Raw genomic sequence first — 18,581 nt, forward strand, 5'->3', positions numbered from 1 at the left:
CACAGGACGAACATCATGACCCACAACCCCACCCCCGATCACGCGCGGCTCGAAGCCGAAGGCATGTATCGCCCCGACCTGGAATCGGACGCCTGCGGCGTCGGCATGGTCGCGGCGACCGACGGCAAGCCGTCGCGCCGCGTCGTCGAGGCGGCGATCGAAGCCTTGCGGGCGGTCTGGCACCGCGGCGCGGTCGATGCCGATGGCAAGACCGGGGATGGGGCGGGCATTCATGTCGACCTGCCGGTGCGCTTCTTTGACGACGCAATCGCAGCGTCGGGGCACAAGGTGCGCCCGAACCGGCTGGCCGTCGGGATGGTGTTCCTGCCGCGCACCGACCTTGGCGCGCAGGAGGAATGCCGCACGATCGTCGAGGCCGAGATCATCGACGCGGGTTTCACCATCTACGGCTGGCGCCAGGTGCCGGTCGATGTGTCGGTGATCGGCGACAAGGCACAGCGCACGCGCCCCGAAATCGAACAGATCATGATTGCCGGGCCGCTGCCCGACGAAGCCTCGCTCGCCGAGTTCGAAAAGCAGCTCTACCTCGTCCGCCGCCGGATCGAGAAAAAGGTGATCGCGGCGCAGATCGCCGACTTTTACGTGTGCAGCCTGTCGTGCCGTTCGATCATCTACAAGGGGCTGTTCCTCGCCGAAAGCCTCGCCGATTTCTATCCCGACCTGACGAGCAAGCTGTTCGAAAGCCGCGTCGCGATTTTCCACCAGCGTTATTCGACCAACACCTTCCCGCAATGGTGGCTGGCACAGCCGTTCCGCTGCCTCGCACACAATGGCGAAATCAACACGATCCGCGGCAACAAGAACTGGATGAAAAGCCACGAGATCAAGATGGCGAGCCTCGCCTTCGGCGAGCATTCGGAAGACATCAAGCCGGTGATCCCGGCAGGCGCATCGGACACCGCGGCGCTCGATGCAGTGTTCGAAACGCTGTGCCGCGCCGGCCGCGACGCGCCAACCGCGAAGCTGATCCTGGTCCCCGAGGCGTGGGTCAACGAGCCCGAGATGCCCGACGCGCACAAGGCAATGTACAATTATCTCGCCAGCGTCATGGAGCCGTGGGACGGACCCGCTGCGCTGGCGATGACCGATGGCCGCTGGGCGGTCGCGGGGATGGACCGCAATGCACTGCGCCCGCTCCGCTACACGCTGACCGCCGACAATCTGCTCGTCGTCGGCTCCGAAAGCGGCATGGTGCTGCTGCCCGAGGCGAGCATCCGCAAGAAGGGCCGCCTTGGCCCGGGTCAGATGATCGCGGTCGATCTGGACGAAGGCACGCTCTACGAGGACCGCGCGATCAAGGACAAGATCGCGGGCGCCGCCGACTATGCCTCGCGCGTGCGCGGTTTCCGCACGATGGCCGACCTGCCAAAAGGCGGCAAGGCGAGCCTGCCCGTTTGGGACCGTCCCGAACTGCTCCGCCGTCAGGTCGCCGCGGGGCTGACCATGGAGGATATGGAACTGATCCTCTCCCCGATGGTCGAGGATGCCAAGGAAGCGATCGGATCGATGGGCGACGACACGCCGCTCGCGGTCATTTCGGACAAGCCGCGCCATGTCGCGCAATTTTTCCGCCAGAATTTCAGCCAGGTCACCAACCCGCCGATCGACAGCCTGCGCGAGCGGCATGTGATGAGCCTGAAGACGCGCTTTGCAAACCTCGCGAACATCCTCGACGAAAAGGGGCAGAGCGATCACGTCCTCGTGATCGACTCGCCCGTGCTCGTCGGCGACGACTGGGATCGGCTGCGCGCCTATTTCGGCGATGCGGTCGCCGACATCGATTGTACTTTCGCGGCGGGCGGCGACGCGTCGACGCTGCGCGAAGCGATCGCCCGCGTCCGCCGCGAGGCCGAGGAAGCGGTGCGTGCAGGACGCAGCGAATTGTTCCTCAGCGACCAGAATATCGGCGAAGGACGCGTCGGCGTCGCGATGGTGCTCGCCGCCGCCGCGGTGCACACGCATCTCGTCCGTAAGGGACTGCGCAGCTATGCCTCGATCAACGTGCGCTCGGCCGAAGTGCTCGACACCCACGCCTTTGCCGTGCTCGTCGGGGTCGGCGCGACGACCGTCCACGCCTATCTGGCCGAAGCCGCGATCGCCGACCGCCATGCGCGCGGGCTGTTCGGCAAGGAGCTGTCGCTGAACGACTGTCACCTGCGTTTCCGCAAGGCGATCGACGACGGGCTGCTCAAGATCCTCGCCAAGATGGGGATCGCGGTAATTTCCTCCTATCGCGGCGGCTATAATTTCGAAGCGGTGGGCCTCTCTCGCGCGCTGGTCAACGACCTGTTCCCGGGCATGCCCGCCAAGATTTCGGGCGAAGGCTATCAATCGCTGTTCATCAACGCGACCGAGAAGCATGAGGCCGCGTTCGACAAGCGCGTCACCACGCTGCCCATCGGCGGCTTCTACCGCCAGCGCGCGGGCGGCGAGACGCACGCCTATTCGGCGCAGCTGATGCATCTGCTGCAGACCGCGGTCGCGACCGACAGTTACTCGACCTATCTGCAATTTTCGCGCGGGGTCGCCGACCTGCCGCCCGTCTATCTGCGCGACCTGATGGAGTTCAACTATCCGGCGCAGGGCGTCGCGCTCGACAGCGTCGAGGCGATCACCGAGATCCGCAAGCGTTTCGTCACCCCCGGCATGTCGCTCGGCGCGCTGTCGCCTGAAGCGCACGAAACGCTGGCGATCGCGATGAACCGCATCGGCGCGAAGGCGGTGTCGGGCGAAGGCGGCGAGGCAAGCGAGCGCTACCAGCCCTATGCCAATGGCGACAATGCCAACAGCAACATCAAGCAGATCGCGAGCGGGCGTTTCGGCGTCACCGCCGAATATCTCGGCGCCTGCGACGAGATCGAGATCAAGGTCGCGCAGGGCGCCAAGCCCGGCGAGGGCGGCCAGCTTCCGGGCTTCAAGGTCACGGAGTTCATTGCCCGGCTGCGCCATGCGACCCCGGGTGTGACGTTGATCTCTCCGCCGCCGCACCACGACATCTATTCGATCGAGGATCTGGCGCAGCTCATCTACGACCTCAAGCAGATCAACCCGAAGGCCCGCGTCTGCGTCAAGCTCGTCAGCTCAGCGGGCATCGGCACGGTGGCTGCGGGCGTAGCGAAAGCCCACGCCGACGTCATCCTCGTCGCTGGCAATACCGGCGGCACCGGCGCCAGCCCGCAAACCAGCGTCAAATATGCCGGGACGCCGTGGGAAATGGGCCTCAGCGAAGTCAATCAGGTGCTGACGCTCAACGGCCTGCGCCACCGCATCCGCCTCCGCACCGACGGCGGGCTCAAGACCGGACGCGACATCGTGATCGCCGCCATCTTGGGCGCCGAGGAATATGGCATCGGCACGCTGAGTCTCGTCGCGATGGGCTGCATCATGGTGCGCCAATGCCACAGCAACACTTGCCCGGTCGGCGTCTGCACGCAAGACGAAAAGCTGCGCGCGAAGTTCACCGGCAGCCCCGAGAAGGTCATCAACCTGATGACTTTCATCGCCGAAGAAGTGCGCGAAATCCTTGCCAAGCTCGGCTGCCGCAGCCTCGACGAGGTGATCGGCCGCACCGAATTGCTGCGCCAGGTCAGCCGCGGCGCCGAACATCTCGATGATCTCGACCTGAACCCGATCCTCGCCAAGGTCGACGCCCCCGACGAGCAGCGCCGCTCGCAAGGGCCGAGCTTCCGCAACCCGGTACCCGACAGCCTCGACGCGCAGATCCTGAACGACGCGAAGCCTTTGTTCGAGCGCGGCGAGCGGATGCAGCTGACCTATAATGTCCGCAACACCCATCGCGCGGTCGGCACGCGCCTGTCGGCCGAAGTGACCGCGCGCTTCGGCATGAACGGGCTCGCCGACAATCATGTCCAGGTGCGCCTCCGCGGCACCGCGGGCCAGTCCTTGGGCGCCTTCCTGTGCAGCGGCATCACGCTCGAAGTCTTTGGCGACGCCAATGATTATGTCGGCAAGGGTCTGTCGGGCGGCCGCATCGTCGTGCGCCCCACGGTATCGAGCCCGCTGGTCAGCCAGCACAACAGCATCGTCGGCAACACCGTCCTCTATGGTGCGACTTCGGGCATGCTGCTCGCCGCGGGTCAGGCGGGCGAGCGTTTCGCGGTCCGCAATTCGGGCGCGAAAGTCGTCGTCGAGGGCTGCGGCGCCAACGGCTGCGAATATATGACCGGCGGCACCGCGGTCATCCTCGGCCCCGTAGGGTCGAACTTCGGCGCCGGGATGACCGGCGGCATAGCGTTCATCCTCGACACCGACGGCCGGTTCGAGAGCCGCGCCAACGACGAGTCGATCGTCTGGCAACGCATCGGCAGCGCGCATTGGGAGGCCGTGGTCCGCGAACTGGTCGAAGATCACGCGCAAGCCACCGGCAGCAAATGGTCCAGCGAAATCCTCGCCGACTGGGACCGCTGGAAGGGCCAGTTCTGGCAAGTCTGCCCGAAGGAAATGCTGTCGCGTCTTGCGCATCCGCTGAGTGATGCCGAGACCGAGGTGGTTGCGGCGGAATAGTCGGCAAATCCTCCCTGTCGCGAAGCGATGGGGAGGGGGACCGTCGCCGTAGGCGATGGTGGAGGGGCAGCACCGGCAGCGCCATGGCCCCTCCGTCAGCGCTTCGCGCTGCCACCTCCCCATGGCTTCGCCACAGGGAGGATCGTTTACCGCGTCGGTGCCGCGGTTCATCGCAAGCCTCAATCGCGTTCACCGGGGCGAAAGCGTCGATCCGCTACGGACGCCGCTTCGATGAACCATACGTCCTTCGAAAGGATGGAATCATGCCCCGCCTCGCCCTGATCGCCCTACCCTTCCTCGCGCTCGCCGCGCCGCTGCCCGCTGCCGCGGCTGACGGCGAAATGCGCGATGCCGTCGCGACGCTGAACGACCCCGCGACGCAAGACCGGATGGCCGACACGATCACCGCGATCGTCGGCGCGCTGATGCAGATGCCCGTCGGCCCGCTCGCTGAGGCGGTCGCGCGCGTTGATCCCGATTCCTACGCGGCCTATATCCCGCGCGACGCGACGCTGGGCGAAGTCGCGGGCCGCGATCCCGGTTACGCCGACCGGATGGGCGCCGATGTGCGCGCTACGACCCGGATGGCGGGACAAGCCGCCGCGGCGCTGGCGGTTTACGCCCCCGTGCTCAAGGATATGGCGCGCGATATGGCCGCGCAGTGGGAACGCGAACGCGAAGCGCAACGCCGTTAACGTCTCCGTTTTCGTCATCCCGGCGAAGGCCGGGATCTCGCCAGTGCGTTCCGACGAGAGCGAGAGACCCCAGCCTTCGCCGGGATGACGAAACTACGGATAAGTCCAGCATCGGGCGTTGCGCGCCCGGCCCCGCTGCCGCTATGCCGAAACCATGTGGCAACTCTATCAATTCCCGCTCTGTCCCTTTTCGCGCAAGGTTCGCCTGCTACTGGGCGAAAAAGGCGTCGGATATGAATTGGTCCGCGAATCGCCGTGGGAACGCCGCGACGAATTCATCGACCTCAATCCGGCGGGCCGCACCCCGGTAATGGTCGATCAGGCGCGCGGCCAGGTGCTGATCGACAGCATGGCGATCGCCGAATATTTCGAGGAAACCGTCGAAGGCAAGGCGATGATCAACGGCACAGCGGCGAACCGCGCCGAGATCCGCCGGCTGACCGCATGGTTCGACCATGACTTTTATTATGAAGTTACCGGCCCCCTGCTGTTCGAACGGATGCAAAAGCGCATCGTCCACCGCCAGCCGCCCGACGGCGGCGCGCTGCGCGAGGCGATGAAGGCGGCGAACAACCATCTCGACTATGTCGATTACCTCATCGACCATCGCACCTGGCTCGCCGGCGCGACGATGAGCCTCGCCGACCTCACCGCCGCCGCGCATATTTCGGTCGCCGATTATCTCGGCGGCATCGACTGGACGGGGCATGAGCAGACCAAGGGCTGGTATTCGGGCCTCAAATCACGCCCGAGCTTTCGCCCGTTGCTGGCGGAACGGATGGAGATTGTGACGCCGCCCAAATATTATGAGGATGTCGATTTTTAATCCGCTTCGGATCGATAATCCTGTCTCGAATAGAAAAGCGCCGCATTGCATGATATGCCTGTAAGGACTCGGGGGAGTTCATGCGGGCGCAATATCTTTTTTCCTGTTTATTATTGTTGTTTTTGCCGGCTTGTACCGTCGTAAGTATCGGTGGCGGACAAGCGGTCGTTCACGGTGGCAATCTGCAGATCGTGGCGCCAGAAAACAGCAATGTCGTGGCCGTTCGATCGCGCGGTTTCGGCTTGGTTAGTGGCGCGCGCAACGTCACGCTGGGGTATCAGGACGAAAGCCTAGTATATCAAATCGCTGGCGGCAGCTGCGCGATCATCTTATTCGACGCCAAACTGGACGAAAAGGGCCGCGCCTTCTGGCGCGAACTGGCCGAAAAGCGTGAGGACATTTGCATTAAATAGTCGGTTCACTTGGTATCATTGGGGGATGATAAAATGAACAAGGCGATCGTACTGGCCGCATTGGTGGCACCGGCCCTGGCGGCATGTTATCCGATGGAACAGGCACCGTTGGTCTATGCGTCGAAAGCCACGGTCGGCGTCGGTGTTCAGGCTGGCACCACAGACAATCCAGGGCTGGAACTGATCCTCGGCTATAAAGCCAGTGACGTCGCACTGGTGCCGGTGGCTGCCGCGAAGTTTTGCCGTCGACAAGCCGCAGCCGATTGCGAAAACGACATCTACGCGATGCAGATCATTCGCGGCAGCAAGGTTGATGAATCGAGCAACTCAAGCGTCGATCTCGCGCTCCGCAACGCTGAGCTCGAACAGAAGTCCGCAGAAAATCATGTGAAAACGCTGCAGGGTGAACAAACGGTACTGCTGGCAACCCAAGACAAGGTCATTGCGCGGGACAATCTGAACAATATTCTGCGAGCCAGCCCGACCGCCGAAACCGAGGATGGCGGCACGGATCCAGAGCGAGAAAAAATGGAGGCGGAATACGCGACGCTTCGGTTACAGCAGCTGCCTGCGGCCGCCACTGTCGCAGCGCAAATCGACGCCAAGAAATCCGAAATTGCCAATGCAGCGCGCGATGTGGACCGCGCAAAAGACAAGGTTGCCGCGCTAAACGCAAAATTGGACAGCGACACATCGGGGCATCGAGGGGATTCTCTGTCCGTTTATGGTACCTTTGGCGGCAACGGCACGGGCAACAATACGAGCGCGGGCCTGAACGGGGAAAAGGTCTTTGCGACGGGGATTGCGGCGCAGAATCTGTCGGAGTTTCGCGGTGCGACCGATTGCTTGGGAGCTGTAAATAAATTGGTCGAAGCGCTGCCAAAAGACGCGGTGGAAGCCCGGGCGAAACTGATCGCCGACGCCAGCATTATATGCACCAAAGCCGAATAAATTCGATCCGACGGGCCGTCAGCAATCCTGATATTTCCAGTTTCGGCCCTTGCCCTCGGCGACCTGCGCGACGATCGTTTCGATGCGTTTGACGCGCGTTTCCTCGCGCTTCGCCTCGAGCACCCATTCGATATAGTCGCGGCGCTTGCCGGGCGAGAAGGAGTCCCAATGGCCTTGTGCTGCGGCATTGGCTTTCAGCGCGACGCCCAGATCGCCCGGCAGGTCGAGCGCCGCCTTTGGTTTCGGCGCCGCGCGCTTGGGCTTGCCCTCGGCGCACAGCGCCGCGGCCTTCCGGATATAGTCGGCCATCGCCTCGTCGCCCGGCAGGTCGGCCAGCGACGCGAGCCGCCCCATGCTGCCCATCGCCCCGGTGTCGCGCGGCGAGCCGGTGACCTCCTCGTCGCGCCAGAAACCGAAGGTCGCATGTTCCTTGAACGCCGCCATGCCTGCCAGATTCTGTCCGTTCAGCACAAAATGCGGGACGCCCCATTTGAGCGTCTCTTCCACGCCCGGCGCATGGCTATGCACCAGGTCGCGCAAATGGGTCAGGATCGGCTGCGCAAAGGGCTGTGCCTTCGCGATATAGGCGTCAACGCGGGGGTCGCGGCTTACGCCGGCCACCTTGCCGCGACCAGATAGTTGAGCGCCTCGCTGCCGCCGAGCTTGAAGCCCTTGGCGGCTGACGGCGACAGGCCGGTGCGGTCGATCACCTCAAGCCCCGCGCTTTCGAGCAGCTTGGTCAGTTCCTCGGGCTTCAGAAACTGGTCCCAGTCGTGCGTCCCGCGCGGCACCGCACCGATGCGCTCGGCCGCCTCGACGAGCAGCAGTTTCGACAGCATCGTGCGATTCGGGGTCGACAGGATCATCAGCCCGCCGGGTGCGAGCCGACCCGCAAGTTCGGCGATGAAGGCGGCGGGATCGGTGACATGCTCGACGACCTCCATCGAGGTGACGAGGTCGAAAACCGCTCCCCCGTTCGTGTCGAGCGAAGTCGAGACACCCGGAAGGCTGGCATCCCCCAAGCGTGTCTCGACTTCGCTCGACACGAACGGAATGGGGAGGTCGGCGAGTTCGCCTGCAAAATAGGTAATCGAAAGCCCCTGCCCCGCCGCATGACCCCGCGCCGCGGCGATATTCTCGGGCGCCGCATCGACGCCCGTCACCTGCGCGCCCATCCGCACGAGCGGTTCGGCGAGGAGTCCCGCGCCGCAACCGACGTCGAGCGCGCTGCGCCCCGCAAGCGGGTGACGTTCACGCGCATCGACGTGCCAATGCGCGTCGATCTGGTCGCGGATATAGGCGAGACGCACCGGATTGAGCTTGTGCAGCATCGCCGACGAACCGTGCGGGTCCCACCAGTCGGCGGCGAGCGCGCCGAAATGGGCGGCTTCATTCGGATTGATCGTCACAGCGCTCATGCCCCGCGATGTGGCACTCCGCCTTCCGCGGCGCAAGAAATTCTATCGCGCGCATAGGTTCTCATGCTTGCCATTGCACCTCCCCTTCCGTAACGACGCGAGCGCCGCGGAAATGCTTGGAAAAGTCGCGGTTGGAACCAGTTCAGGAAAGCGGGGCGAGATGGCGCGGATCGTGATGAAATTCGGGGGCACGTCGATGGCGGGCACCGAGCGGATTCGCACCGTGGCGAAACTCGTCGCGCGCGAAGTCGCGCAGGGTAACGAGGTCGCGGTCGTCGTCTCGGCCATGGCAGGCGAAACCGACCGGCTCGTCAATTTCTGCCGCGAGGCCAATCCGCGCTACGACCCCGCCGAATATGACGTCGTCGTCGCGGCGGGCGAGCAGATCACCTCGGGACTGCTCGCGCTGACCTTGCAGGCGATGGGAACCCCCGCGCGCAGCTGGCTCGGCTGGCAGCTCCCGATTCGCACCGAGGAAGCGCACGCGCGCGCGCGCATCGCCGACATCGACACCGGCGCGCTCGGTGCCGCAATGGCGAAGGGCGAGGTCGCAGTGATTCCGGGCTTTCAGGGGCTGATGGACGATGGCCGCGTGTCGACGCTCGGCCGCGGCGGGTCGGACACGAGTGCCGTGGCGGTTGCGGCGGCGCTGAAGGCCGATCGCTGCGACATCTACACCGACGTCGACGGCGTCTATACCACCGACCCGCGCATCGTCGCGCGCGCGCGCAAGCTCGATTATGTCACCTATGAAGAAATGCTCGAACTCGCGAGCGTCGGCGCCAAGGTGCTGCAAACCCGCTCGGTCGGGCTGGCGATGAAAGAGGGCGTGCGCGTGCAGGTGCTCTCGAGTTTCGTCGAAGGCGACGAGGCTCCCAAAAAAGGCACGATGATCGTCAGCGACGAGGAAATAGAGGAACATCAGATGGAACGGCAGCTGATCACCGGCATCGCCCACGACAAGAATGAAGCGAAGATCATCGTCACGCGCGTGCCCGACAAGCCGGGCGCGGTAGCGAACATCTTCGGCCCGCTTGCTGCAGCGGGCATCAACGTGGACATGATCATCCAGAATGTCGGACGCGACAAGGGCGAGACCGACGTGACCTTCACCGTTCCCGCCACTGACTTGCTGCGCTCGATCGACTTGCTCGAGGGCGCGAAGGAAAAGATCGGCTTCAACCGCATCATCAGCGACGACAAGGTCGCCAAGATCAGCGTCGTCGGCGTCGGCATGAAGAGCCACGCGGGCGTCGCAAGCACGATGTTCCGCGCGCTTGCGGATAGAGGGATCAATATCCAGGCGATCTCGACCAGCGAGATCAAGGTCAGCGTACTGATCGACGAGGATGAAACCGAGCTTGCGGTGCGCGTGCTGCACACGGCTTACGGGCTGGACGCCGAGTAAGAATTGCCCAAGCCCATTTTTCGATCGTCATCCCGGCGAAGGGTGTAGGGAGGCACGTGACTCCCTACACGATCTCGCCGTCGCGTTTTGATGCACCGTTGAGATCCCGGCCTTCGCCGGGATGACGATATAGGCTTTGAGCGACCATCCCGCGCTCACTCGGCAGCAACCGCTATCGCTGCCTCATCCCCCGCCATCCGCCGCAGCCGGCCTTTCATTACAAAATGCACCACCGCGACGTGGACCGCGAACAGGCCGAATTTAGACGTCAGCGGAAAGACGCCGATGAACAACGGCCACCAGGCGGTGAAGAAGATCGCGATGATCAGGTTTAGCCCTGCGCTCGCAAACATCATCGCCGACCAGATCATGCCGAACCGGTCCATCACATCACCGACCAACGCCAGTTGCTCGGGCGGGATATAGCGATTGAGCCAGCCCTTGCGCAGCATCACGGTTCCGACGATCAGATAGACGATCGTCGGCTTCGCCATCACAAAGCGCGGATCGCCGGTGAAGAGTGTGGCGGCCGCGGCGAAGAGTACCGATGCCAGGCTGATCCATTGCAACGCCGCAACCTTGCGCCCGCGCGCGAGTTCGTAGCCGACGACCGCCAGCGCAACCGCCGTGCCCGCCACCGTCGCAACCAGGATCCCAGCCCCGGTCGCCAGCAGCACCGCAAAAAGGATGACACCCAGCGAATCGAACAGCATCGGGCCGATCGCGTAGAGCAAAGTTCGCATGCCGCATCCTCTTGTCGCGAATCAAATGTTTTCGCCGTAAACATTGATCGACGAGACCGATGCGGTCAAGTATAAATTTACGCCGTTAACATGGGCGACACGCCATGTACCGGTATGATTAGGTTCTCGATCGAAACCCAATTCCTATGGTAGCCCCAAGCACCCACTTTGGAGGTGTTCGTTATGAAATCGGCGGTCAAAGCAGCCTTTGCCAGCGAAATGGCGTCCGCCCGATCAGCCGAAGCGGCCGGCGACTTTGCCCTCGCTACCCGGCATCTGGAACGCGCCCATATCCTGGGCCAGCGCTGGTATGTGACCCATATCCGAACGCATTATCATATGTTGCGGCTTGCCCTGAAACGGTCGGACGCGAAAGAGGCGCGCGGTCAGCTTGTCCGGTTGATCGGCGCGGGCCCCTTTCACCTCGCGGGTTGGGTGCCCGTCGGCAACACCGGCGGCGCCGACGTATCCGCCACCCGGCCGATGCCGATACCGGCGGACCTGCAATCCCATCTTGAAGGCCATTCGCTCCGCAATGGCTTGATCCTGCGCGGCTTTTTGCTCGCGGCGATTGTCGCGGCCTATCTGATCTATCGGTAAGGAACGCGCTGCCGGGGCTCTGACGCTGGCTGACGCCTGCACGCAAGCCCTGTTGCAACACCAAAGAAAAGACCCGCCCCCAGGCCCATGTCCCCGGGGGCGGGTCCGCGACCCGTCGTCTGTGCGGCTGGTGCCGATCAGGCGAGGTCGAACCGGTCGGCGTTCATCACCTTCGTCCACGCCTTAACGAAGTCCTTGACGAACTTTTCGCCATTGTCGGACTGCGCATAGACTTCAGCGACCGCGCGCAGCTCTGAATTCGAGCCGAACACCAGGTCGGCCCGCGTCGCGCGCCAGGTTTCACCGCCGCCCTTGCGGTCGGTGGCAACAAATTCCTGGTCATCGGACCCGTCGACCGCCTTCCAGACATTGGTCATGTCGAGCAGGTTGACGAAGAAGTCGTTGGTGAGCTGTCCCGACCGCTTGGTGAAGTGGCCGTGACCACGCTCGCCATGATTGGCGCCCAGCACGCGCAGGCCGCCGATCAGGACGGTCATTTCGGGGACCGACAGGCCGAGCAGCGACGCGCGGTCGAGCATCATTTCCTCGGTCTTCACCGCCAGCTTCTTCTTGCCCAGATAGTTGCGGAACGCATCGGCTTCGGGCTCCATCACGTCGAAGCTGGCAGCATCGGTCTGTTCCGCGGTCGCATCGCCGCGCCCGCCGATGAACGGCACCGCGACGTTGAAGCCCGCGTCCTTGATCGCCTTTTCCAGCCCGACGACGCCGCCCAGCACGATCGTGTCGGCGATCGACAGATTGCCGCGCAGCCCGTCGAGCGTGCTCAGCACCTTGGCGAGCAGCGCGGGTTCGTTGACCTCCCAATCCTTCTGCGGCGCGAGGCGCACGCGCGCGCCATTGGCGCCGCCGCGATGATCCGACTTGCGATAGGTGCTGGCCGACGCCCAAGCCGTCTTGATCAGCTCGCTGACGGTCAGGCCGCTCGCGGCGATCTTTTCCTTCACCGCCGCCACTTCGGCGTCCGACGGCATCGTGCCCGCGGGGATCGGATCCTGCCAGATCAGGTCTTCGGCCGGAACTTCGGGGCCAAGGTAGCGGACCTTCGGGCCCATGTCGCGGTGACACAGCTTGAACCAGGCGCGGGCGAAGGCGTCCTTGAACGCTTCATGATCGTTACGAAACTTCTCGCTGATCGCGCGGAATTCCGGATCCATCTTGAGCGCCATGTCGGCCGTCGTCATCATCGTCGGAACCTTGACGTTCGGATCCCACGCCGCCGGGGCCATATCCTCCGGCTTCTGGTTGATCGGCTGCCACTGCTGCGCGCCGGCGGGCGAGTGGACGAGCTCATAATCATAATCGAGCAGCAGGCGGAAGTAATTCTCCGACCATTCGGTGGGGGTGTTCACCCACGATCCTTCGATGCCGCTGGTTACGGCATGCTCGCCGACGCCGCCGCTCTCGTGGCTGCTGACCCAGCCGAAGCCCTGCGCCACAAGGTCGCCGCCCGAAGGCGCAGCGCCGAGCAGCGACGCGTCGCCATTGCCATGCGCTTTGCCAAAGGTGTGGCCGCCCGCGGTCAGCGCGACCGTTTCCTCATGGTTCATCGCCATGCGCTCGAAGGTTTCCTTCATGTCGCGCGCCGACAGCAGCGGATCGGGATTGCCGCCCGGTCCTTCCGGATTGACGTAGATCAGACCCATCTGGATCGCGGCCAGCGGTCCTTCGATCGCGTCCATGCCCTTATCCGGATCGATGCGCGTCTGGACGCCTTCGTTGACCCACTTGTCTTCGCTGCCCCAATAGATGTCGCGCTCGGGCTCGAACACGTCGGCGCGGCCGCCGCCGAAGCCGAATACCGGCCCGCCCATGCTTTCGATCGCGACATTGCCGGTCAGGATGAACAGGTCGGCCCAGCTGATCTTGTTGCCATATTTCTGCTTGATCGGCCAAAGCAGACGGCGCGCCTTGTCGAGGTTGCCGTTGTCGGGCCAGCTGTCGAGCGGCGCGAAGCGCTGTTGCCCGCTGTTGGCGCCGCCGCGGCCGTCAGCGGTGCGATAGGTACCTGCGGCGTGCCACGCCATGCGGATGAAGAAGGGTCCGTAATGACCATAGTCGGCGGGCCACCACGGCTGGCTGTCGGTCATCAGCGCGGTCAGGTCGGCCTTCAACGCCTGATAGTCGAGCAGCGCAAATGCCTTCGAATAGTCGAAGTCGTCGCCCATCGGGTTCGACGGGCCGTTCGGGGTCAGGACTTCGGTCGCCAGCATGTCGGGCCACCAATCCTTGTTGGTGCGGCCGAGCAGCGACCGCACGCCGCCGGGTTGGTGAACCGGGCATCCGCCGCTGATGGGGGTCTGGTCGTTCATACAGTCTCTCCTTTGGGGGTTCTCGTTGGATAAGGGTGGCGCGGCAGGATGACCGGCGCATGACGCGCGGGCGACCGGGGGGTCACCGCAGGCGCATCGATGCTGGCTGATCGCGAGTCGATTGGGTCGTCCTTTCGCCTTGGGATGGAAAGGATAGGCCGCCCTCTTCCATCGACATAACCGAATAAGCTGAATTCAGTCATTGAACGAACCGATTACAGAGCGGCGGGTTGCGGCAATGATATGACTTGGTCGCGCTGCTGCCACGCCCCGACGAAAGCGCGCCGAGGTCGCGCAACATTACGCAGGAACAGCGGGTTGGCATGATGTCACCCGCATAATGGCGTGACGAAATGGAGAGAGAAAGTGGCCAACCAAAACCCCAACGAGCAGCAGCAACGCGACGAAGAACAACGCCGCAAGCAGCAGCAACAGCAGGATGGCGGCCAGGATCGCCAGCAGGGCGGCCAGCGGTCCGATCAGGACCGCGGCAACCCGCAGCAGCACTGATCGATCAGCCTGCATGAAAAGGGGGCGCTCCTCGCGGAACGCCCCCTTCTCTGTGTCCGGCGAATGGGCCGGGTCAGAAACTGAACTTGACCGTCCCGCCCCACGTCCGCGGGTCGCCAGGCTGCCCGGCGATCAACCCGACGTTGCCCGGCGCCACTTGCAGCGTTTCGATATAATTGACGTCGAAGGCGTTGCGCACCCAGCCGAAAATATCGAACCCGTCAGCGCGGAAGCCGACGCGAAAGTTGGTCAACGCATAACCCTTCACATCGGTATAGATCGACGGCGACGCGTTCGAATTCCAGCGCGAGCGATAATTGCCATCGACCCCCAGATAGACCTGGCCGTCCTTCGCAAGCAACGTGGCGGGGATGTTGGTTTCCGCGCCATAGGAAAAGGCCCATTTGGATACGCCGGGCAGGTCGGCGCCCGAAATGTCGCACTGCCGCGGGCTCAGCGCACCGGGGACGCCGGGCTGCGAATAATCGGGCGCGGCATTGGCAGGCTGGAACGTCCCCCCGGACAGTTCGGGCGGGCATGGCGCATTGGTGAAGCTTTTATATTTGGCGTCAGTGTAGGCGCCGTTGGCATAAGCGGTGAACCGGTCGCTGGTGCGGATCTTGAAGTCTGCCTCGATACCCTGCGACACCACTTTTTCGGCGTTCGCCAGATAGCCGCGCACCGTGCCGAACTGGCCGCCGTTCACCGTCGCCTGGAAATTCTTGATCTCGGTCCGGAAGGCGGTGAGGTTGAAGGTCGCGAGACGGTTCAGGAACTGCGTCTTGAGCCCGATTTCGAAATGATTGACCGATTCCGGTTTGACCGTGCTGGCGCTCAGCACCGGCTGGTTGTTGGTATCGAGCGGCAAGCCATTCTGGTTGATGCCGACCGTCTTGAAGCTTTTCGCGTAAGTGGCGTAGGCCAGTACGTCGGGCGCGACCTTGTAGTTCACGTTCAGATCATAGCTGAAATTCCAGTCGCTGACCGACGGCTCGGTCAGCTGCGGCTGGTAAACCCCGCACTGTGCGGTGAGCACCGCATTGCCCGCGGTCGCCGCCGGCGCGCAGCTGGCAATCACCTGCCCCGCACCCGTGGTCACCACGCGCTGATAAAAGCCTTCCTTCTTGTCATAATTGATGCGGATGCCCGGCTGGATGGTCAGTTCGGGGGTCAGCTTGTAGCTGAGCTGTCCATAGAAAGCGGCGCTGTCGGCCTTCAGGAACTGCGTGTTGGACGCGGTCAGGCCGTTCAACACCTCGGGCCGGTTGTAGACATTGTTCGGATCGGTCGACGGCGCCAAGCTGTAACGCGTCGCGTCGATGCCTTGCTGCTCGGTCCCCTGCGTATCGATCCGCTGCCGGAAAGCAAACAGACCGGCGACAAAATCGATCGTGTCGCCTTCGTAATTGTAACGAAACTCCTGGCTGTACTGGTCCTGCTGCGACGGATTTTGCGACCGCGACACTACCGACGCGCCGGTGAAGTCGCGGTCATTCTCCGGCAGCCAATCCCAGAAGCGCCAAGCGGTGATCGAGGTCAGAGTGCCTTGCCCGACGTCCCATTTGATGCGTAGCGATGCGCCGCCAATCTTGTTGCCGGCGTTCAGGCTGGCGTCGATGTCGGTCAACCGGTCGTACACATTGCGGCTGGGGACGGTGTAATTGTAGCCGGGGTTGGCGGCCTGAAGCCGTGCAATGATTGCATCATATTGGCGGTTCAGCGCCCGCTGCGTCGGCCCGACGCGGACGAAGGCGGTGCCGCAGCATTCGGGGTCCTGCTGACTGTAATCGCCAGCGATCGTGATGCTGAGATCCTCGTTGGGTTGGAACAGCAATTGGCCGCGCAGGCCCAGATTGTCCTGTTCGTTGATCCAGCGATCGGTGCGCGTGTTGAACAACGTGCCGCGGCGGCTGGTCGCGGCGATCGCGATGCGTGCGGCGATCTTGTCGGTCAGCGGCCCCGACACGGCGGCTTTCGCCTGCCGGTAGTTGAGGTTGCCGACGCTGACTTCGGCGCGCCCCTCGAAATCGAAGGTCGGCTGGTTGGTCGTGATGTTGATCGCGCCCGCGGTGGTATTCTTGCCATAGAGCGTCCCCTGCGGCCCGCGCAGCACCTCGACCTGATCGACGTCGAGAAAGTCGAAGGTCGCGGCGGCAACGCGCGAATTATAGACGTCGTCGACATAGATGCCGACGCCCTGTTCGAACCCGTCGCTCGTCAGGCCGTACGGCACACCGATGCCGCGGATATTGACCGACGTGTTGCGCGGGTTGGTGATATAAACCTGAAGCGTCGGGGCGAGCTGTTGCAGCTTCACGACGTTGAAGTTGCCCGTCGCCTCGATCGAATCGCCGCGAATGACCGAAATCGCGACCGGCACCTCTTGCGCGGTTTCCTGACGGCGGCGCGCTGTGACGATGATGATGTCGCCGCGGCTGACGTCGTCGTCGATCTGCGTGGCGGCTGTCGCCCCCTCTTCCGCCACAATGGCGGCAGACACCTCCTCAGCCGCGGCGGGCGTGGCTCCGATTGCCAGAAGAAGCGAAATGGTGAGCGACGAGACCTGCGCGCGGCGGCGGGCGAACGGGTATTTTGCGGTCATGACAATTTCCTGTTGCAAAGAAATTGCCACATCCGGTGGTCCGGTCTGCGGCAGGATGAGGGGAGAGCCCCCTTGGGAGATTTTGAAAGTTCAGTTGGGGTAGCGGTGCCGTTCGGTCACATCGACCTGCACCAGACGACCTTCGTGAACGGTCAGCTGGATGGCACCAAATTTCAGTTTCTGAAGCGCATCGAGCACGGTCTGCACCGCGCGAGGCGTCTGTTCGGATCCGTCTTTGTCGGTCTCCGTGGATGAACGCATGAATAATCCTTTCCCTGATGGATTCGCCGCCCAAGCATATGCCAAGTGTTTTAGTTGACAATGCTTGATTTGCTTTCTGCGCCGAAAGGTTCGGTTGCTGCGCCAAACGGATTCCAGCACGCGACGGGCCGATTGCCCTGTGTCCGCCAGGGATTGCGCGCGAGTCCCAGTGCTGGCAAAGGCAACCTCAATGAGCAAAATGAACGAACTGATGGCGCGCGGGACCGACCTGCTCGGCAGCGATTATGCCATCCTCTGCGGCGCGATGAGCTGGGTTTCCGAACGCCATCTGGTCAGCGCCATCAGCAACGCGGGCGGCTTTGGAGTGATCGCCTGCGGCGCGATGACGCCCGACCTGCTCGACACCGAAATCGCCGCGACCAAGGCGCTGGCGACGCGGAACTTCGGCGTCAACCTGATCACCATGCACCCGCAATTGTTCGACCTGATCGAGGTTTGCGCCAAGCATGGCGTCGGCCATGTCGTGCTGGCGGGCGGCCTGCCGCCCAAGGGCAGCCTGGAGGCGATCAAGGCGTCGGGCGCCAAGGTGATCTGTTTCGCCCCGACGCTCGCGCTCGCCAAAAAGCTGGTCCGGTCGGGCGTCGATGCGTTGGTGATCGAAGGCATGGAGGCGGGCGGCCATATCGGCCCGGTATCGACCAGCGTGCTGGCGCAGGAAATCCTGCCGACGCTGGCGGACGAGGTGCCGATCTTTGTCGCCGGGGGCATCGGCCGCGGCGAAGCGATCGCTGCCTATTTGGAAATGGGCGCCTCGGGCGTCCAGCTCGGTACCCGTTTCGTCTGCGCGACCGAGAGCATCGCCCACCCCAATTTCAAGAAGGCGTTTATCCGCGCATCGGCGCGCGAAGCCGTCGCGAGCGTCCAGATCGATCCGCGCCTGCCCGTCATCCCGGTCCGCGCGCTGAAAAACGCCGGGACCGAAGCCTTCACCGCCAAGCAGCGCGAGGTCGCCAACAAGCTCGACGCGGGCGAAGTCGACATGATGCAGGCGCAGCTGGAAATCGAGCATTATTGGGCGGGCGCGCTGCGCCGCGCAGTGATCGACGGCGACGTCGAAAATGGTTCGTTAATGGCAGGGCAATCTGTCGGTATGGTATCCCAAGAAGAGAGTGTGGCGGAAATCGTCGCATCTCTGGTGCAACAGGCCGAAGCCGCGTTGCACGCCCGGGGTTGACGCCGCATGGTATCGCGGTTGGGGAGTGGAACATGAATATGTCGCGGAAGATTATCGTCGCAGCTTTGCTCGCGAGCGTTGCTG

Annotated in this window: 15 protein-coding genes; 8 read left to right on the forward strand and 7 right to left on the reverse strand. The window is 63.5% G+C overall.

The annotated features are described in order from the left end of the window. Window positions 1-15 precede the first annotated feature (15 nt). The 5 genes from gltB (at window position 16) to FFS18_RS12450 (ending at window position 7,430) form a co-directional block, all read left to right on the forward strand. On the forward strand, window positions 16-4,545 hold the full coding sequence (gene gltB / locus FFS18_RS12430) for a glutamate synthase large subunit (RefSeq protein WP_137871061.1): 4,530 nt from the start codon (window positions 16-18) through the stop codon (window positions 4,543-4,545). Between the two features lie 263 nt (window positions 4,546-4,808). Next, on the forward strand, window positions 4,809-5,240 hold the full coding sequence (locus tag FFS18_RS12435; protein WP_137871062.1) for a hypothetical protein: 432 nt from the start codon (window positions 4,809-4,811) through the stop codon (window positions 5,238-5,240). A gap of 154 nt (window positions 5,241-5,394) precedes the next feature. After that, window positions 5,395-6,066: a glutathione S-transferase family protein gene (locus FFS18_RS12440; RefSeq protein WP_120218272.1), complete on the forward strand. Its 672-nt coding sequence runs from the start codon at window positions 5,395-5,397 to the stop codon at window positions 6,064-6,066. Window positions 6,067-6,146: 80 nt separating this feature from the next. After that, a complete protein-coding gene (locus FFS18_RS12445) occupies window positions 6,147-6,479 on the forward strand; it encodes a hypothetical protein (protein ID WP_137871063.1) in 333 nt (110 codons plus the stop codon). A 33-nt stretch (window positions 6,480-6,512) separates the two neighbouring features. Beyond that, complete coding sequence (locus FFS18_RS12450; RefSeq protein ID WP_137871064.1) at window positions 6,513-7,430, forward strand: hypothetical protein; 918 nt, start codon at window positions 6,513-6,515, stop codon at window positions 7,428-7,430. Between the two features lie 18 nt (window positions 7,431-7,448). Here FFS18_RS12450 and FFS18_RS12455 read toward each other — a convergent pair whose 3' ends face one another. Next, window positions 7,449-8,051 carry a YdeI/OmpD-associated family protein gene (locus FFS18_RS12455; RefSeq protein ID WP_137871065.1) on the reverse strand — a complete coding sequence of 201 codons (603 nt, stop codon included), beginning with the start codon at window positions 8,049-8,051 and terminating at the stop codon, window positions 7,449-7,451. Continuing rightward, window positions 8,039-8,848 carry a bifunctional 2-polyprenyl-6-hydroxyphenol methylase/3-demethylubiquinol 3-O-methyltransferase UbiG gene (gene ubiG, locus FFS18_RS12460; protein ID WP_120216971.1) on the reverse strand — a complete coding sequence of 270 codons (810 nt, stop codon included), beginning with the start codon at window positions 8,846-8,848 and terminating at the stop codon, window positions 8,039-8,041. Before ubiG ends, FFS18_RS12455 begins: the two co-directional genes overlap by 13 nt. A gap of 160 nt (window positions 8,849-9,008) precedes the next feature. Here ubiG and FFS18_RS12465 point away from each other — a divergent pair, with 160 nt between their 5' ends. Next, complete coding sequence (locus FFS18_RS12465) at window positions 9,009-10,256, forward strand: aspartate kinase (RefSeq protein ID WP_137871066.1); 1,248 nt, start codon at window positions 9,009-9,011, stop codon at window positions 10,254-10,256. Between the two features lie 155 nt (window positions 10,257-10,411). On the opposite strand, the gene FFS18_RS12470 is transcribed toward FFS18_RS12465, so the two are convergent. After that, window positions 10,412-10,999 (reverse strand): inner membrane-spanning protein YciB, encoded by a 588-nt coding sequence (locus tag FFS18_RS12470; RefSeq protein WP_137871067.1) that lies wholly within the window; start codon window positions 10,997-10,999, stop codon window positions 10,412-10,414. A gap of 183 nt (window positions 11,000-11,182) precedes the next feature. Between FFS18_RS12470 and FFS18_RS12475 the strand changes: the two genes are divergently transcribed. Continuing rightward, window positions 11,183-11,599, forward strand: coding sequence for a DUF3703 domain-containing protein (locus FFS18_RS12475; RefSeq protein ID WP_120216974.1), 417 nt, complete (start codon window positions 11,183-11,185; stop codon window positions 11,597-11,599). Between the two features lie 137 nt (window positions 11,600-11,736). On the opposite strand, the gene katG is transcribed toward FFS18_RS12475, so the two are convergent. The 4 genes from katG to FFS18_RS12490 form a co-directional block, all read right to left on the reverse strand. Beyond that, complete coding sequence (katG, locus tag FFS18_RS12480) at window positions 11,737-13,929, reverse strand: catalase/peroxidase HPI (RefSeq protein ID WP_137871068.1); 2,193 nt, start codon at window positions 13,927-13,929, stop codon at window positions 11,737-11,739. Window positions 13,930-14,229: 300 nt separating this feature from the next. Further along, window positions 14,230-14,454: a hypothetical protein gene (locus FFS18_RS17490; protein WP_171005306.1), complete on the reverse strand. Its 225-nt coding sequence runs from the start codon at window positions 14,452-14,454 to the stop codon at window positions 14,230-14,232. Between the two features lie 58 nt (window positions 14,455-14,512). Continuing rightward, complete coding sequence (locus FFS18_RS12485) at window positions 14,513-17,041, reverse strand: TonB-dependent receptor (protein ID WP_137871069.1); 2,529 nt, start codon at window positions 17,039-17,041, stop codon at window positions 14,513-14,515. A gap of 90 nt (window positions 17,042-17,131) precedes the next feature. Next, window positions 17,132-17,302, reverse strand: coding sequence for a YezD family protein (locus FFS18_RS12490; protein ID WP_137871070.1), 171 nt, complete (start codon window positions 17,300-17,302; stop codon window positions 17,132-17,134). A gap of 190 nt (window positions 17,303-17,492) precedes the next feature. Here FFS18_RS12490 and FFS18_RS12495 point away from each other — a divergent pair, with 190 nt between their 5' ends. Beyond that, window positions 17,493-18,497: an NAD(P)H-dependent flavin oxidoreductase gene (locus tag FFS18_RS12495; RefSeq protein WP_137871071.1), complete on the forward strand. Its 1,005-nt coding sequence runs from the start codon at window positions 17,493-17,495 to the stop codon at window positions 18,495-18,497. The last annotated feature ends 84 nt before the right edge of the window (window positions 18,498-18,581 follow it).

Origin of the sequence: Sphingopyxis sp. 2PD (genome assembly GCF_005503695.1) — a bacterium.
Taxonomy (GTDB): Bacteria; Pseudomonadota; Alphaproteobacteria; order Sphingomonadales; family Sphingomonadaceae; genus Sphingopyxis.

What these genes read in the sequence shown, in the direction of transcription:
- gltB (WP_137871061.1), top strand. Translation starts at nt 16, where the DNA reads ATGACCCACAACCCCACCCCCGATCACGCGCGGCTCGAAGCCGAAGGC.
- FFS18_RS12435 (WP_137871062.1), top strand. Translation starts at nt 4,809, where the DNA reads ATGCCCCGCCTCGCCCTGATCGCCCTACCCTTCCTCGCGCTCGCCGCG.
- FFS18_RS12440 (WP_120218272.1), top strand. Translation starts at nt 5,395, where the DNA reads ATGTGGCAACTCTATCAATTCCCGCTCTGTCCCTTTTCGCGCAAGGTT.
- FFS18_RS12445 (WP_137871063.1), top strand. Translation starts at nt 6,147, where the DNA reads ATGCGGGCGCAATATCTTTTTTCCTGTTTATTATTGTTGTTTTTGCCG.
- FFS18_RS12450 (WP_137871064.1), top strand. Translation starts at nt 6,513, where the DNA reads ATGAACAAGGCGATCGTACTGGCCGCATTGGTGGCACCGGCCCTGGCG.
- ubiG (WP_120216971.1), bottom strand. Translation starts at nt 8,848, where the DNA reads ATGAGCGCTGTGACGATCAATCCGAATGAAGCCGCCCATTTCGGCGCG.
- FFS18_RS12465 (WP_137871066.1), top strand. Translation starts at nt 9,009, where the DNA reads ATGGCGCGGATCGTGATGAAATTCGGGGGCACGTCGATGGCGGGCACC.
- FFS18_RS12470 (WP_137871067.1), bottom strand. Translation starts at nt 10,999, where the DNA reads ATGCGAACTTTGCTCTACGCGATCGGCCCGATGCTGTTCGATTCGCTG.
- FFS18_RS12475 (WP_120216974.1), top strand. Translation starts at nt 11,183, where the DNA reads ATGAAATCGGCGGTCAAAGCAGCCTTTGCCAGCGAAATGGCGTCCGCC.
- katG (WP_137871068.1), bottom strand. Translation starts at nt 13,929, where the DNA reads ATGAACGACCAGACCCCCATCAGCGGCGGATGCCCGGTTCACCAACCC.
- FFS18_RS17490 (WP_171005306.1), bottom strand. Translation starts at nt 14,454, where the DNA reads ATGCAGGCTGATCGATCAGTGCTGCTGCGGGTTGCCGCGGTCCTGATC.
- FFS18_RS12485 (WP_137871069.1), bottom strand. Translation starts at nt 17,041, where the DNA reads ATGACCGCAAAATACCCGTTCGCCCGCCGCCGCGCGCAGGTCTCGTCG.
- FFS18_RS12490 (WP_137871070.1), bottom strand. Translation starts at nt 17,302, where the DNA reads ATGCGTTCATCCACGGAGACCGACAAAGACGGATCCGAACAGACGCCT.
- FFS18_RS12495 (WP_137871071.1), top strand. Translation starts at nt 17,493, where the DNA reads ATGAGCAAAATGAACGAACTGATGGCGCGCGGGACCGACCTGCTCGGC.